This window comes from Coprococcus sp. AM100_B19A, from assembly GCF_027662015.1.
In the GTDB taxonomy this organism is placed as follows: domain Bacteria; phylum Bacillota; class Clostridia; order Lachnospirales; family Lachnospiraceae; genus Allocoprococcus; species Allocoprococcus comes.
Window position 1 is genome coordinate 1 of record NZ_JAQDKN010000024.1, and the last position, 15,481, is coordinate 15,481.

Sequence of the window (15,481 nt, forward strand, 5' to 3'; positions counted from 1 at the left end):
AAAGGATATGCGGCAGTAGATTGTGATAATCAGATTGATATGGTCAATCGTGAAAAAGTAGAAGATTTTTGCAAAGCAGCAGAGAAAGAAGAACAGGCAGCAGTAGATATTGTTGTTGTATTTGATGAAGGGGAAATTATACAATATCATTTAGAGTCAATGAATGGAAAGATAAATGTTCGATTATGTCAGGTTAAATGGAAGGATAATAGCCCACAGGCTAATTATTATGATGAATATGAAGCATATGAGTGGAAATATACAGAAAAAGGATACTTGTTTCTGGAGGAATATCACCCACCGGGATTTGATGGAGCACCGGGTGAAACTGGATTCAGAGTGCAGCCATTAGATAAAACATGCCGAGAATTGAATCGAAAATATGTTATGCCGTTGGGGTATGCACTTAATAATCTGTTGATTACAAATTGGGATAACCAGAATTATACGGAACTTGATTTTTATGATCTTTATGAAAAAATGTATTATATGAAATATGGAAAGCAAGTTCCATATGAAGCAAATTATGGTGGAGCAGAATATGAAGTTCCAAAAGATGAGTTTGAAGAGGTTATAAAGACCTATTTACCATTTAGTAATAGCGAGATTGAAAAAGGAACTTTTTATAACTCTGATAATAGAACTTTTAGATACAGACCGCGAGGGTTATATGATTGTGAATTCCCATATGAGCCATATCCGGAAGTTATCTCATATGAAAAATTACAAGATGGAACATTAAAACTTACGATAGAAGCAGTATGGGAAATCAGAATGTTAGATCAGGCAATCACCAGTGAATTGATGATAAAACCTATGGAAGACGGAAGTTTCCAGTATTTATCAAATAAGGTAATCAAGTCAGATCAAAATGCAAATGCAGGGTGGTATATGCCAAGGTTAACAGAAGAAGAGTGGGAAGAGAATTACAGTAATAATTAGGGGGCAATATGAAAAGAAAAAGTATTTTGTTAGTACTTTGTATAGGAATGATTCTGACTTCCTGTGAAAGTAAGATATCGTTAAACAGCACAGATGTAAAAAATGAGAAGAATCAGAAAAACACTACCATGGAAAATCCGGATAAGGGATATAATCTACCAATCGATGAAGACAAGAAAAAGGAAGCTGTGAACGATTGTGAAGAAATTATGGGCATTATCCGAGATATTTATTCTGAATATAATGGAATACAAGAAGCAGATCAGAACACTGCTGAGCAAATGATGAATCGGATGAAAGAAATTATCAAACAAAATGGGAATCCGGTCATTGGTTCCGATCATTATTCTGTTATGGATAATTATCAGAAGATGGAACAATTTTTAAAATCTGCAGAACAAGAAGAAAAAGGAAGTGTAATTTTATATGAAGCAGATACAGATGGTGGAATTACCAGAAAAGAATATAGTTATGATGGAAAAGAAATGAGTGTGATGTCCGCAAAAATGATCTGGAGTGAGGATACAGAGCCTGTACTTACATACATATCGCTATCAAAAATAAAAGAATGGGCATATACTGAAAATGGGAATTTCTGTTATGAATTATGCGTACCTGAACCACCGGAAGTGACAGAGATTGTAGATGGAAGTTGTATTATCCGGGTAAAGCCTTTGAGTGAGGAGTGTCGGGAATATTCAAAAAAATATGTGAGTACGTTCGGCTATCAGGGAAACAATCTGTTATGTTCAAACTGGAATGCGGAGGATATGCAGGGGTTGGATTATAATGGACTTTATGAATATTTTTATCAAATGAAATATGGAGAAAAATTTACGGCAGAAAAAGAGGTTGTGGGAATTCCAGCAGAAGAGTTCGAAAATGTAATTATGACATATCTTCCTGTTACAAAAGAAGAATTGAAAGAATGGGCGGTCTACGATGAACAAAGTAATATGTTTATCTGGGAACGATTGGGATGTGGTAATTATTCACCAACACATTTTGGCTTGTCTTTACCGGAAGTAACAGAAGTCAGGCATAATGAAGATGGAACCATTGTTTTGACAATTCATGCAGTATGTGATTCTGTTGTATGTAATGATGCTGTTATTACACACGAACTTACGATGAAAATTCAGGATGATGGAACGATTCAGTATGTTGGAAACAGGATTTTAGATAATGGTATTGATAATATACCGAGGTATCAGTACCGGTTAGGTAATTTGCAGAATTGATCAGTAGAGAAGAATGAAATAAAGAGAACTGATAACAGGAAATTATGCTATCAGTTCTCTTTATTTATTTCCAAATACCAAGATTAGAAAGTACAGATTCTGTTATTTCGGTAGCCTGACTTCCAGTTGCACCAGAAGAGGATTGAATATTTGTTGCGAAGTAGTAAGTATTATTCGCTGTTTCAATGTATCCGATAAACCAGCCATTGACATCTTTACCATTGACACGCCCGGTTCCTGTTTTCCCGTAAAGAGAACCGGAAGAAGTAGTGGAAAGCAGCAGGGCTTTTTTTACTGCCTGGATATTTTTACTGTCAAAATGAAAATTATTTTGATAGAAATCCTGTAACAATTCCACCTGTTCTATGGGTGATATCTTCAGAGAGAAATCTGTCCAATAGAGATTTAGATTTGTTCCAGTATTTTGATTCCCATAGTTTATTGTCTGTAAAAATGTTCTTACGGCTTCAAAACCTGCCTGTGAATCAATTGCCTGAAAATACCAGTTTACAGAATTATGTATAGCCGAGGTTAAATCTTGATCGGCTTCCCATGAATTAAAAGGATATGGTTCTCCATTCCATGTGAAAGTGGAATGTTCTGGTGTAATAATTCCAGATTCCAAGCCAAGTAATGCATCATATATTTTATAAGTCGAATTCGGTGATACACGTGTGGAAGCATGATCCATATTATAAATATTCCATTTATCAGCAGACTGATTATATAAAACAAAACTTCCGGTGTAGTCCCCAAAATTGGAAGAAAGATTTAGCTGAGTAATATTCTTTTCGGTTGTGTCAAAATGATAGCCAGTCTGATCAGAAGCATAAACAGAAAGTATGGGAATGCATCCAATGATGATAGTAGAGACGAATATGCATATAAGATATCCACGAATTTTTTGTTTAAAAGTAGGTTGGTGGAATGATGCAATATTTAAAATGCGTCCTTTTAACTGTTTTATATTTCCACTGATTCCCATAGTAAGAGGGAATGGAGACAGAGCTATTGTTTCGGCAAAGTTAATCAGTGTATTTCCATATGACTTGTATTCTGTTTCTTTCAATAATTGTAATACAGCACTGTCGCAGGCAAGTTCGCGTTCCTGCCGTATTCTTTTTAGAAAATACCAGATTAGGGGATTGAACCAGTAGAAAACATGTACTGTATTTATCAAATATCCAATTAGAATATCTTTATGCTTGTAGTGCTGCAGTTCATGAAGAAGCATATATCGAATATCAGTTGAGCTTATAGTTCCAGCGTTAAAATCTGAAATCAAGTGAATTGGAAGATAAATGCGAGGATGCAGGAAACCAGCCAAAACAGGAGATTTCAAAAATGCTGTACTATAAATCGGAATGGTATGCTTGCTGTTCACTTCGTTTAAACATTCTATATAAAGAGCGTTTAGTTCTTCATTTTGAAGAGGTAAAGCAGAACTATGTAAGGCGTTTACTTGTCTTACTGAGCGGTAGAGAAGAAAAAACATTATGAATATACCGATACTCCAGAAAAATACAAGTAATGTGTGAATAAAAGTTGGTATTTGGGTGCTGACAGAGACAGCAAAATCATTTATTTTATCCAAATTATAACCATTACCAGAAAGAAAAGTGGTTTGAATGTCACCATTGGTACTTGAACTGGCTGTCAGCAAATGGCTCCACGATATAGAAGATGGGGCAGAGCTTATTGGTAAAAAGGGAACAATTAGAACGGCAAGAAATATAATCGAAAGATTATATTGCATACGTGCGGATAATTGCCTTTGCAATAAATTTTTTAATCCCAGTAAACTACCTAAAAAAATACAAATGATGGCATTACACAGTAAAAATCGAAAACTAAAATATATCAAAATATGCTCCTCCTCCCATGGTTAATGATTGGAAAGAAGATTCCGTAAGCTGGCAATGTCTTCTTCAGACAATTTATCATCCTCAATGTAAGAGGCAAGCATAGAAGTGATATTACCATTATAATATCGTTTTAAAAAAGAATTACTTTCCTGCCGAATATATTCGTCTTCTTTGACCAATGGAGTATAGACAAAAACCCGGCTTTGTTTTTCGTAGGTTAGTGCTTTTTTAGAAACGAGACGTTTAATCAATGTCTGAATTGTTTTAGGACTCCAACGGGAAATTTGTGTTAATTTTTCAGTAATTTCATTGGTGCTGATTGGTGCATATTTCCAAACGATTTTCATAACTTCAAATTCGGCTTCTGAAATTTGAGGCAGATTGCTCATGTGATATTCCTCCAAATCTTACAAATGTAATAAAAATATTATATATCTTAAAAGGTTATTCTGTCAACGAAATAAAAACTTGACTTTAAATCTTACAGATGTAATAATAGATAAAAATTACACTTGTAAGATTTGGAATATGAAAGGTTTTTATAAAATGGGAAGGGTAGTTGTTGTAACATTTGATGAAAATGAGGAAGAAAAATTAAATGAATTATTACATTTTCTGTCTGCTAAAAAATACTCTGAGATGCCTGGTAAACAAAATAGGGTACTTGATTACGGAGCATTAAAAATAAATGCGGAATATCGTTCTGTAGAAAGTAATGGTGAGCTGGTTCAATTGACGAATTATGAATTTGAAATATTATATTTGCTGGCAAAAAATCCAGGACGGATATTTTCAAAGGAACAAATATATACACAGGTGTGGAAAGAACCATATTATGGGGCAGAAGATAATGTTATGGGCATAATTCGGAGAATCAGAAAAAAGATTGAGCCAGATTCTGCAAAACCAAGATACATTTTAAATGTATGGGGTATGGGATATAAATTTAATGGTGAATTGATGAAATGATGAAATATAAAATTGGGCATAATAAGTAAAGATACCAAAAAAAGCAGGAGAAATTTTTATGGAAAATGATATTTGGAATGAAATATCCTCTTTTTTGAACCAGTTGCGTTGTGAGAATATAAACAGAGAAAGTTATATCTATTTCCAAGAACTTGCAAATATTCAGTTGAAGAAGAAAATGGAAAAAGAAAAGGTGAATAAACTTCTCGATCATATAAGTTATGAGGACAGGGAGAAGTTGAAGCAATATGGAGAAATTTTGGAAGAAGAAGCGTTTGTGTCAGAACAAAGGGCATATTGTCAAGGATATGTAGATTGTATTCAGTTATTGGCTGGTTTAGGACTCTTGAAAAAATCGACGGATATGGAAAAAATAATTAGCGAGATGAAAAGCAATTAAGTGTGTCGTGGAGGGAAATGTAGTATTTGATAGATAATAGGATGTTCGTAAAGAAGAAACAGTTATGTTATATCAAGTTGTAATGATATAGCATAACTGTTTTTAACATATGGTAATAGTATTTATTCCACTAATTTTAAATATCGGTAATTATCAGCTATTTATCGGTATTTTACAAGTTTTATTTTGTATCATTAGTAGTGTCTACGTTAGCAATAAAAGGATTAGAATCTAGCAGAGCTGTCGTAGTTGCAAGAATTACCTGTAACTGATAATCATTGCACTGATTTAAGAGCCGAAGAATCTGATCATATGTAGAATTATTTTTATTCTGATTTGGATAAACGTAGTCATCAGCAGAAATATTTAAAGTCTGCATGGTTTTACAAAATAATTCCAGACTGGGACCGCCTTTATGGCGTTCGAGGTCTCCAAGATAAGCCGCCGATATTCCGAGTTTTTCAGCAAGAGCTTCTTGTGTTAAATGCATTTCCATACGCCCTTGTTTTACTAAAGTGGCAAATAATGTTTTTGGAATATCCATGTTTATATACCTCCATAAACTTAGTGTATTACCCCAAATTTGAAAAGTGAAAAGGGTGTAACATTAGAAAAAATACAGGGTATTACCCAATGAATGAGAAAGCATACAAATATCTTTCGGTTAAAAAAAACAGATTCCGAAAGAGCAGTATTTGTATGCTTATTTTCTTTTCCGGAATCTAACCGGAGAAAATATGGTTCTTAGCAAGAGTTCAGCTAAAAAATTCTGTTCAACAGAAGGTATTCAATTAAAAAAATCTCAACAATTTCATTAGTAAATGTTGGAATTGAAACTAGGGTAAGAGCCAATAATGAATCCAGGGTAATAAAATATCGAATTAAATGCGTCCATAGGAGTGAAATCTGTCAGGGCGTTTTTTGTTACCTAAATATTGAGAATGAGCAATTCAAAATAAGGGCGATTGTTCGTATTCGTGCCCCGCCTACTGATCTGAATTCAAAAAAATTCAGATCGGAGGAAAGGACATGGAAGGCAGACAGCCAAAAAGAAGAAAAGATAAATACAACCCATATGAAATCTATGAGAAGGACGGAAAATATTATGTTTCATTTTATAATGGTGAAAAAGAGTACAAGGATTTGGAAATAGGAAAGAATGTATATGAAGCTTTTAATACGTTTGAATTGCAGGATGTGTCGCATATGAATGTTGTGGACAGGCATTTGGAACAGTCAGAAATCTGGGATTCCAGTTTATATGAACGGGTATTTCAGAAAGAGGAAGGTGTAGAGGATACTGTTCTGAATAAACTGGAAGCGGAACGTTTACATAGTGCAATTCAGCAGTTGTCGGAAATTCAGAGAAGACGATTGATGAAGTATTATTTTGAAGATAAGAATTATGAGCAGATTGCACAGGAAGAAGGCTGCTCTTTTCAGATGGTAGCAAAGTCTGTAAAAGCAGCAATCAGAAATTTGAAAAAGATTTTGAGATAGTGGGTTGAAAAATAGCGTTTAAGTGAGGAAACAGGTGGAAAGAGAAATATTTTGATCCACCTGTTTCTTCTTTTGTCACGAAAAGACTGGGGAGCGGGAAGAACCTTGACAAATTCATATACATTCATCAGGCACAATCCTGTTGTTATCGTGATGAGCGTAAGCCACATTAACAAATACGCCATAACACAGGCTGGGTAAAGACAGCGAAATCCCAACCGTAGACTTCCTTTTGGTTTCAGTTTGTATTACCCGGACTGTTGAGCGAAAAATATCTGGTTATAACTGTCAGATTGCTTCTGGCAGGGCGATGACAGACAACAGGCATAATGATACTCCTGTCCGGTCATAAAGTCGTGTATACAAAATATTTCTTTGATGCCGCAACAAGTGAGGGCAGCTTCAGGAGATCCCTGGAGAGGAAAACTCCCAATCCCATATATTTATTTTAGATAAAATCCTGTGGAGCTGATTAGCAGTCAGCCGTCTGATGATTTCCCAATTACAAGTCGGGGCGTCGGGGACAAATAGGCTTGTATTTTACATATTTAGGGATAACAACAGTTAGAAAGACGAGAGGAGATATAGCAAAGATGGAAGATAGGAACGTCAAGCGTGGGGATATTTATCACGCCGACCTTGATCCTGTATTTGGAAGTGAGCAGGGCGGTTATCGTCCGGTGCTGGTGATTCAGAATAATATAGGAAATCAATACAGTCCGACAGTGATCGTGGCAGCAATTACAAGTAAAGAAAAAATGAAACTGCCGACACACATTGCAGTCCCGGAAATGGAAGGTTTGGAAAAGGATTCTGTAGTGCTGTTGGAGCAGCTTAGAACTTTAGATAAAAGACGGTTGGAAAATTATGTGTGTACCTTAGATCGTACTGAAATGGAGAAAATCAATAAAGCAATCCGAAGAAGTACCGGGATACCGAAGATAATTGAAAAACCGTTAGTCGTAAGCTTGTGCAGAGTATGTGCAGGCAATTTTTATGAGGTGCCGGGACATTATATCCGGCGGGTGAATCCAGAACAGCGATATAAGGATACTTGTATGTTTTGCAATATCAGAAAAGGATATGACTATTATATAGGAAAGAAGCGAGTGTGAGGGTAGTATATGGAGCAAGAAAAGGTACTTTTAAATGTAGAAGAAACAGCAGCTTACTTGAATCTTGGGATGACGAAAACTAGAGAATTGATGAGAGAAAATGAAAAAATATTTGTTGTCAGAATTGGCAATCGTAATTATGCACATAAGCTCTTACTCGATAAATGGCTGTTAGCACAGGTCAGAAAGTAAGTCAAGAATGCGAAACAAAAATTCGCATGTTTGTTTTGCACGTTTATGAATGGTAATTTGAAGGAGCAACAGATAAGAAGTTTTTCAGGAGGAAACAATTATGGCAAAAGCATTACCAAGAGGAGTTAGAGAGAAGAACGGTTCATATGAAGCAAGAGCGGTTGTAAACGGAATTAGAATCAATTTATATGGAACAGATCTAAACGAACTGATGGAAGAATTTGAAAAGGCAAAAGAAAATGCCAGGGATACATTGGATTATAGAAAAACAAGAATCACATTGAATGAGTGGTTTGAAGAATGGTTTTCAGAGGTAAAGCAACACCGGGTGAAAGAAACGAGTATTGCACCGATGAAAAATAATTTCAAAAGAACATTTGGTTTTTATATCGGGTCAATGAAGCTGAAAGATATTAAACCGTTGGATGTTCAGAGAGCATTAAATGCAATGGAACAGAATCATGTATCGCACAGTGCAATGCGAGAAGCATTGGGGCGTTTAAGAGAATGCTTAGATTTTGCATTAGGAAACCAATTGATTAAAGTAAATCCATGTTTGATTGTAGAAGTACCATGGACATTTAAACAATCAAAAGAAGAAATTGCATTAACCCAGGAAGAACAGGACAATTTCCTGAGTGAGATGGAGGATAGCTGGTATAAAGAAATGTTCTATTTCATGTGTCTGACAGGTGTCCGAGTTGGAGAACTTGGTGGAATGAAATGGAGCGATATAGATTTAAAAAAGAAAGTAGTTCACGTCAGACGTTCCTTGAGTTGTAGTTATTATAATGGAGAAAAGAGAATGATGCTTGTAACTCCTAAAACGGTAAATTCAATCAGAGAGATTCCGTTTTTAGGAGAAATGGAAGAAATATTAAAAGCTCAGAAGAAAAAACAGAATAAGCTAAAAGAGGAACTGGGCAGTCGCTGGAGAAGTACGGATGATTTAAAAGATTTGGTATTTACAACAGGTATGGGAAGTCCCTGCGTCAGATATGTTGTAGAGAAAGAAATAAAAAAGGCTTTAAAGAGAATGAGAGAAAAAGAAGGAGTTCTGGCAGTACAAGAAAATAGAGAACCCAGAGAGATCAGGGACTTCCACCCACATAGTTTACGACATACGTTTGCTACAAGATGCTTTGAAAAGAAAATGGAACCGAAGGTTGTCCAGAGGTTGATGGGACATTCGAGTATCAGCATCACATTAAACATTTATACACATGTCTTGGATAATATAATGGAAGAAGAAATTAAGAAATTTGGAGTGGCGAAGACACAGACACCGGAAGAATATTATAATGAAGAAATTCGAAGGGCTAGAATTTCGGCTATGAGTCACTGCTGATTATAAAGTTGGGGTACGAAAATACTCCCCAACTTTATAAAAAGGATTCCCCAAATAAGAAAAAATGAAATTGAAATCAAGCAACAAATGCTCAGAATCATTCCCCAACTTAAAAAATTGGGGAACACCGAAAATCGTTAATTAGCCGGAAAGACCAATTTCTTGAAAATACTGATAAATACATAGCTGTATTATATATAAGTAGCAATACAGGCAGGAATATAATTTCAAAATTCACAAATCAGGCTGGAATGTAAGCCAAAAGTCGCAAATCAGATGAACGCATAATCGAACAGTTCACAAAAGAATTTAACGAAAATGGGATTGCTTTGCAATCTCATTTTTGTTATGAGCAAGTAGCAAAGCGGATTGCGAATGTCCTTTTTTTAGACTTCCGAAGACCATTATTTCCGTTTTCCGCACGAGCTTTCCGGTGGGCAGGTACAGCGTCTTGGTATTGCAAGTGCCCTTGTTATCGGACCAAAGCTGATCGTCTGTGATGAACCGGTATCTGCACTTGACGTATCCATTCAGGCACAGATCCTGAATATGCTGATGCAGCTTCAGAAGGAACTGGGACTCAGCCTTTTATTTATTTCACACGATATCGGTGTTATCCGTTTTATCTCAGATCGTATTGGGGTTATGTATCTGGGAACACTGGTAGAAGAAACCGATACCGAAGAATTGTTTGCAAATCCACTCCATCCGTACACGAAAGGACTTTTTGCTTCTGTGCCGGATCCGTATATTGAGCGGGACGGATTTTCAGAGCTTTCCGGAGAACAGCCGGTCAGAACCGAAGATTTTAAGGGTTGTGCGTTCTCCACACGCTGTCCGAATGCGACAGAAAAATGCAGACAGGAAGCACCGGTTTTCAGAGAGGTGAAGGCGGGGCATAAAGTAGCTTGTCATATGGTAGAAGAATAGAGGTATGTAAGAAAACACCGCAGGAAATGGGGGAATCCTGCGGTGTTTTTGTGTGGAAGGGGACGAAAGGCAGGGGAGGTTGTGAGACCGACCGGACGAAAAGAATTGTCATAAATTCCATTACGCAAACCATTCCGATGAACCCCTTGGGGCGGGAATCGTGTTCAGCAGAGGCTTCCACGATTCCTGGGTTTCATCTCCATTGCGTAATAAGTGAATCTATGACAATTCTTTTCGTCCGGTCGGTCATTCTACTTTGCCGGCTTTGCCCTTCTGAGTATTCCATAATAAAAAGGGCAGGAATTTCTGCTGTGGGAAGTGGGCGGATTATTTATGTAGAAATAAAAGAACGAAAGTTCAGTCAAAAGATTATATGACACAGAAATGAACGAAAATTTAAGAAAATCTAAATAGTATTTCCAACTGTTTTCCAGTATACTGAAACTATGATTGGATATCGGAACGCAAGTTACGAGGTGATGGTATTGTGCGATAACTTAGAGGGACAAAGTGTATATAGAAAGTGTTGCGGCTTCCTTATTGAGGCAATGGAGAGGAAACTCAGGAATCGTGGAAGCCTTTGCTGAACACGATTCCCGCTTTCAGAGGTTCCTCGGAATGGTTTGCCGAAGGGAAGCCGCAGCACTTTCTATATACACTTTGTCGGACTAACTTCAACAAACTTTTACACCTTAAAAGTAGAATGATGAGGAGGGAATGAAAATGAATGTAAATGGGAATTTCAAAGACAATCTGATGGGGAAGAAAAAGGTGATTTTCATCATCTGCCTTATTTTTGCAGTCGCTCTGATTGCCGCAATCCTGCACATGGTTTCAGGAGGGGGAAAGGATTCCGCGAAGAACATCCTCTACGCGGATAAGGTCAGCGTGATCACCGGAAACGGAAGCGGAACCGTGAACCGCTTTGCAGGCGTTGTGGAGGCGCAGGATACTTTGAAAATCTCACTTTCAGAAGGACAGAAAGTGAAAGAGATTTTCGTGGAAAAAGGGCAGGAAGTGGAGCCTGGGACGAAACTCTTTGAATATGATACAGAGGAGCTTGCGATGACACTGGAGCAGGGAAATCTGGAACTGGAAAAGATAGGAAACAGTATTTCCAATCTGAATTCACAGATTGCGGCCTTAACGACAGAGAAAAAGAATGCACCGGCAGGTGAGCAGCTTTCTTATACAACGCAGATCCAGGAGCTGCAGACGAATGTAAAACAGGAAGAATATAATTATAAAGTAAAAGAACTGGAAGTGAACCGGACGAAGAAGAGTCTGGAATCATCCACGGTGACATCCACGATTGCAGGAATTATCCAGGAGATCAATCCGGATCCTGGTTATGATGATTACAGTGGAGAAAAGCAGGCATTTATGAGCATTCTTTCTACCGGAAAATACCGAATTAAGGGAAAAATCAGTGAACAGAATATCGGTGAGCTTCAGCCGGGAATGGATGTGACGGTGCGGGCAAGGAATAACCAGGAGGAAATCTGGAAGGGATCTGTGGATGTGATCGACACAGAAAAACCGGAGAGCAGTTCACAAAGCGAGATGTATTCCGGTTCGGATTCTTCTGCCCGGGCAACTAAGTATCCATTTTATGTAACGCTTGAAACCAGTGATGGTCTGATGCTGGGACAGCATGTATATATCGAGCCTGGAACTGGAGTAAATACAGAGGGATTACATCTGATGACTGCTTATATTGTAGATGCAGACGGGAAAGAGCCTTACGTTTGGGTAGCAAATAAAAAGGACAGACTGGAAAAGAGAAATGTAAAGCTTGGTGCTTATGATGAGAAGCAGGATACATGGGAAATCACAGAAGGACTGAAAGAGACGGATTACATTGTCTGGCCGGATGGAGAATGTAAAGAAGGAGCAGCCGTTCAGAAGAACGAAAATGTACAGGCAGGAGGCATGGAAGAGGGGGAATAAAGGATGACTTTTCAAAAAAGAAATAAGAAAAAAATTCTTCAGATCGGGATTGCTTTGGTTGTCTGTGTATGTTTCATTGGAGGCGGCATTATATTTGCAATGAAAAAAAGTGAAAAAGCGGTCAAGGTTGCACCGGTAGCCAGTATGAGTAATGGTGGATGGTATTCAGAATCGGATATTTATGATTATGCGAAGGTGCAGGCAGGTGCGAGCCAGGACATTTACCATGATGATACCCTTACGATCAAGGAGATTTATGTCAAATCAGGGGATACGGTGAAGATCGGCGATCGTCTGGTTGCCTATGATACTACGCTTGCAGGACTTGAGCAGGAAATGAAGCAGATGGAGATTCAGGGGATTGAACTGAATATTCAGAATCAAAAGGCAGAATTAGAGCAGCTGAAAAATGCAAAGATTGTTTCGTCTGTTGAAAGAAGCCAGGATGAGCTGCGGAAAATGACTGCAAAAGGAACCAGACCTGGAATAATACGGACTGCGGATGCAAAGAAAAATGAAGGGGAAAATCCGGATACTTCCGAAAATCCTGAGCAGCCGGAGACACCAGAAAATCCGGAAGGACCGGAAAAACCATCAATCGGGAAGCCGTTTCCGGAAGAACTGAAGGATAAGATCATTTATAAAGAGATTACAAAGGACGCTGCTCCTTATAATGAAGATGGAGATGGAACAAAAGAAAAGCCGTATCGCTATCTTTGTGCGCCGGGAGCAACGGTAAATGCGGAGTTCATGCTGAAAATGCTGGAAGAGAGGGCAGTCTGTATCTTTGATGTAGTGGATCAGGAGAAGGAACCGACGCTTCTTTTATACTCCTGGACGCTGGACGGAAAGACCGGACAGGTAATAAAGCCCGAAAATCCGGAACAGCCGGGGACACCGGAAGAGCCGAAAATTCCGGACGAACCGGATAATCCTGGTGGATATGAGGAGCCGGATCCGGGAGATGCAGATGGAATGACCAGGGAAGAGCAGGCAAAGCAGATCCAGGAAAAAGAGCAGAAGATCAAGGATCTGGATCTGGAAAAGCGAACAGCACAATTGGAATTGAAAAAGCTGGATAAAAAAGTAAATAATGGTGTTGTAAAGAGTACAGTAGAGGGAACGGTAAAAGCTGTACTTGACGAAGAAGAGGCAAAGCTGGAAAATAAACCGGTTATATCTGTGACCGGAAAAAATGGTTGTTATGTAATCGGAGGGATTGCCGAAAGCAGCTATGATAAATTAAAAGAGGGTATGACTGTGATGGTGACTTCCTGGAATACGGGGAACTCTTATGAGGCAACGATCACCAGTATCGGTAATTCACCGGTTGAAAGTATGAAGAGCAGCGAGAATCCTAATATGTCCTACTATCCGTTTACTGCAGTGGTTGAGAAAGATGCAGATCTTTCATCTGGCGATGGTGTCAGTATTTCCGTAGACGGACTTTCGGGTGACAATGGGAATTCGATTTACCTGGAACAGATGTTCATAAGAGAAGACGGAAACCGCTCCTATGTATACAAGAAAGGAAAACATGGAAGGCTGGAGAAGCAGTATGTAGAGGTTGGAAAAAATATGTACGGTTCCATGGAAATCGTTTCCGGACTTACCATGGAGGATGAGATTGCATTTCCGTATGGAAGAAATGTAAAAGAGGGTGCGAAGACAAAGACAGTGGAGTCATTGTATGATTATAATTAATGAGGGGGTGAGGAGATGCTTGAAGATATCAGGCTGGCATTTCAGGGAATCTGGAGTCATAAGCTGCGGTCTGCGCTGACGATGCTTGGTATTATTATCGGAATCGGATCGATCATTGCAATTGTTTCAACGATCAAAGGAACCAATGAGCAGATCAAGAAAAATCTGGTTGGCGCGGGAAATAATGCGGTCAATATCCAGCTTTATCAGGGAGACTGGACACTGGATCTGTCTTATCAGGAGGTTCCGGATGGAATACCGGAGATTTCAGATCAGGTACTTGGTGAGATCCAGGCACTGGATGAGGTGGAAAGTGCAGCCCTTTATCACAGACGGAATGAATATGATGCTGTATATGCAGGCAGTCAGAAGCTGGCAAGCTGTAATATTTTTGGAATAGATTCCAATTATCTGGATGCCTATGGATTTCAGATCACAAAAGGGCGTGGCTTTTCCGAAAAAGATTTTACTGCAAACCGAAAAGTTGTGCTGCTTGATAAAACGACAGCCACAGCTCTATTTCCGGATGGAAATGTGATTGGAAAGATTATTGAGGTTAAAGGGGAGCCATTTACGGTGATCGGTATGATGGCGAGAAAAGAAAATTCGCAGCCGGTGATCAATTCGATGGAAGACTATTATCGTTATGTATCCACGGATGGAAGCGGAACGATCTGTATTCCGGATACACTGTGGCCGATTATTTATCAGTACGATGAACCGCAGAATCTGGTTGTCCGCGCGACAAGCACAGATGAGATGACTGCGGCAGGAGAAAAGGCGGCAGATATCCTGAACAGTTACCTGACCGTGTCTGATGAGACGATAAAGTATAAAGGGGAAGATCTTCTGAAACAGGCGAACCAGATCCAGGAGATCAGCAGCTCGACGAACCAGCAGCTGCTCTGGATTGCAAGCATTTCACTTCTGGTTGGCGGGATCGGTGTTATGAATATTATGCTGGTGTCTGTGACAGAAAGAACGAGAGAAATCGGTCTGAAAAAGGCACTGGGGGCAAGAAAAAGAAGGATCCTGACGCAGTTTCTGACGGAAGCGGCAGTACTTACCCTTCTTGGAGGTCTGATCGGTGTGGTAGGAGGGATTGCGCTTGCCTATATTATTTCCGCAGTCTCGGCAGTTCCGGTGGCAATCAGCGGAGTGTCTATTCTGGTCGGAGTAGTATTTTCCACATTGATCGGAATTATTTTCGGACTCCTTCCGTCGGTGAAGGCGGCGAACATGAATCCAATCGATGCACTGAGAAGTGAGTAGGTTTATGTAGAGAAGAATTATTTGTCGGATCCAAGATTGCAGATAAATGGATA

General features: G+C 38.7%; 14 protein-coding genes and 1 pseudogene. 12 read left to right on the top strand and 3 right to left on the bottom strand.

All coding sequences use genetic code 11. The features are described from left to right. Window positions 1-942 (top strand): DUF6070 family protein (locus PGQ33_RS15890; protein WP_270206068.1); only part of this gene is annotated, 942 nt, incomplete at its 5' end. Between the two features lie 8 nt (window positions 943-950). Beyond that, window positions 951-2,183 (top strand): DUF6070 family protein, encoded by a 1,233-nt coding sequence (locus tag PGQ33_RS15895; protein ID WP_005610830.1) that lies wholly within the window; start codon window positions 951-953, stop codon window positions 2,181-2,183. A gap of 64 nt (window positions 2,184-2,247) precedes the next feature. Here the strand turns inward: PGQ33_RS15895 and PGQ33_RS15900 are convergent, their stop codons facing one another. Both PGQ33_RS15900 and PGQ33_RS15905 read right to left on the bottom strand, forming a co-directional pair. After that, on the bottom strand, window positions 2,248-4,047 hold the full coding sequence (locus tag PGQ33_RS15900; RefSeq protein WP_082430384.1) for a BlaR1 family beta-lactam sensor/signal transducer: 1,800 nt from the start codon (window positions 4,045-4,047) through the stop codon (window positions 2,248-2,250). Window positions 4,048-4,068: 21 nt separating this feature from the next. Then, the gene (locus tag PGQ33_RS15905) at window positions 4,069-4,437 is read right to left on the bottom strand and encodes a BlaI/MecI/CopY family transcriptional regulator (RefSeq protein ID WP_005330465.1); all 369 of its coding nucleotides are present in this window, start codon (window positions 4,435-4,437) and stop codon (window positions 4,069-4,071) included. A gap of 157 nt (window positions 4,438-4,594) precedes the next feature. On the opposite strand from PGQ33_RS15905, the gene PGQ33_RS15910 reads away from it, so the two are divergent. Further along, on the top strand, window positions 4,595-5,017 hold the full coding sequence (locus PGQ33_RS15910) for a winged helix-turn-helix domain-containing protein (protein WP_028087872.1): 423 nt from the start codon (window positions 4,595-4,597) through the stop codon (window positions 5,015-5,017). Between the two features lie 58 nt (window positions 5,018-5,075). Continuing rightward, the gene (locus PGQ33_RS15915; RefSeq protein ID WP_006428643.1) at window positions 5,076-5,417 is read left to right on the top strand and encodes a hypothetical protein; all 342 of its coding nucleotides are present in this window, start codon (window positions 5,076-5,078) and stop codon (window positions 5,415-5,417) included. Between the two features lie 181 nt (window positions 5,418-5,598). Here the strand turns inward: PGQ33_RS15915 and PGQ33_RS15920 are convergent, their stop codons facing one another. Continuing rightward, on the bottom strand, window positions 5,599-5,961 hold the full coding sequence (locus PGQ33_RS15920; RefSeq protein ID WP_195484227.1) for a helix-turn-helix domain-containing protein: 363 nt from the start codon (window positions 5,959-5,961) through the stop codon (window positions 5,599-5,601). Between the two features lie 485 nt (window positions 5,962-6,446). Here PGQ33_RS15920 and PGQ33_RS15925 point away from each other — a divergent pair, with 485 nt between their 5' ends. From PGQ33_RS15925 to PGQ33_RS15960, 8 genes and pseudogenes are all read left to right on the top strand, one after another. After that, window positions 6,447-6,917 (top strand): RNA polymerase sigma factor, encoded by a 471-nt coding sequence (locus tag PGQ33_RS15925; protein ID WP_195484226.1) that lies wholly within the window; start codon window positions 6,447-6,449, stop codon window positions 6,915-6,917. Window positions 6,918-7,510: 593 nt separating this feature from the next. After that, entirely contained in the window at window positions 7,511-8,032 is a 522-nt protein-coding gene (locus PGQ33_RS15930) for a type II toxin-antitoxin system PemK/MazF family toxin (protein ID WP_195484225.1), read from the top strand. Window positions 8,033-8,041: 9 nt separating this feature from the next. Beyond that, complete coding sequence (locus PGQ33_RS15935) at window positions 8,042-8,224, top strand: excisionase (protein WP_028088126.1); 183 nt, start codon at window positions 8,042-8,044, stop codon at window positions 8,222-8,224. Between the two features lie 100 nt (window positions 8,225-8,324). Next, entirely contained in the window at window positions 8,325-9,572 is a 1,248-nt protein-coding gene (locus PGQ33_RS15940) for a tyrosine-type recombinase/integrase (RefSeq protein ID WP_195484224.1), read from the top strand. A gap of 393 nt (window positions 9,573-9,965) precedes the next feature. Further along, window positions 9,966-10,502 (top strand): annotated as a pseudogene (locus PGQ33_RS15945) (oligopeptide/dipeptide ABC transporter ATP-binding protein); the annotation flags it as partial. A 723-nt stretch (window positions 10,503-11,225) separates the two neighbouring features. Then, on the top strand, window positions 11,226-12,452 hold the full coding sequence (locus PGQ33_RS15950) for an efflux RND transporter periplasmic adaptor subunit (RefSeq protein WP_270206069.1): 1,227 nt from the start codon (window positions 11,226-11,228) through the stop codon (window positions 12,450-12,452). Window positions 12,453-12,455: 3 nt separating this feature from the next. Continuing rightward, on the top strand, window positions 12,456-14,156 hold the full coding sequence (locus PGQ33_RS15955) for an HlyD family secretion protein (protein ID WP_270206070.1): 1,701 nt from the start codon (window positions 12,456-12,458) through the stop codon (window positions 14,154-14,156). 15 nt (window positions 14,157-14,171) lie between these two features. Then, entirely contained in the window at window positions 14,172-15,428 is a 1,257-nt protein-coding gene (locus PGQ33_RS15960; RefSeq protein WP_270206071.1) for an ABC transporter permease, read from the top strand. Window positions 15,429-15,481: the final 53 nt, after the last annotated feature.

Bases quoted from the DNA above. Each gene is read 5' to 3' on its own strand.
- PGQ33_RS15895 (WP_005610830.1), top strand. From the start codon at position 951: ATGAAAAGAAAAAGTATTTTGTTAGTACTTTGTATAGGAATGATTCTG.
- PGQ33_RS15960 (WP_270206071.1), top strand. From the start codon at position 14,172: ATGCTTGAAGATATCAGGCTGGCATTTCAGGGAATCTGGAGTCATAAG.
- PGQ33_RS15905 (WP_005330465.1), bottom strand. From the start codon at position 4,437: ATGAGCAATCTGCCTCAAATTTCAGAAGCCGAATTTGAAGTTATGAAA.
- PGQ33_RS15955 (WP_270206070.1), top strand. From the start codon at position 12,456: ATGACTTTTCAAAAAAGAAATAAGAAAAAAATTCTTCAGATCGGGATT.
- PGQ33_RS15915 (WP_006428643.1), top strand. From the start codon at position 5,076: ATGGAAAATGATATTTGGAATGAAATATCCTCTTTTTTGAACCAGTTG.
- PGQ33_RS15925 (WP_195484226.1), top strand. From the start codon at position 6,447: ATGGAAGGCAGACAGCCAAAAAGAAGAAAAGATAAATACAACCCATAT.
- PGQ33_RS15940 (WP_195484224.1), top strand. From the start codon at position 8,325: ATGGCAAAAGCATTACCAAGAGGAGTTAGAGAGAAGAACGGTTCATAT.
- PGQ33_RS15910 (WP_028087872.1), top strand. From the start codon at position 4,595: ATGGGAAGGGTAGTTGTTGTAACATTTGATGAAAATGAGGAAGAAAAA.
- PGQ33_RS15935 (WP_028088126.1), top strand. From the start codon at position 8,042: ATGGAGCAAGAAAAGGTACTTTTAAATGTAGAAGAAACAGCAGCTTAC.
- PGQ33_RS15950 (WP_270206069.1), top strand. From the start codon at position 11,226: ATGAATGTAAATGGGAATTTCAAAGACAATCTGATGGGGAAGAAAAAG.
- PGQ33_RS15920 (WP_195484227.1), bottom strand. From the start codon at position 5,961: ATGGATATTCCAAAAACATTATTTGCCACTTTAGTAAAACAAGGGCGT.
- PGQ33_RS15930 (WP_195484225.1), top strand. From the start codon at position 7,511: ATGGAAGATAGGAACGTCAAGCGTGGGGATATTTATCACGCCGACCTT.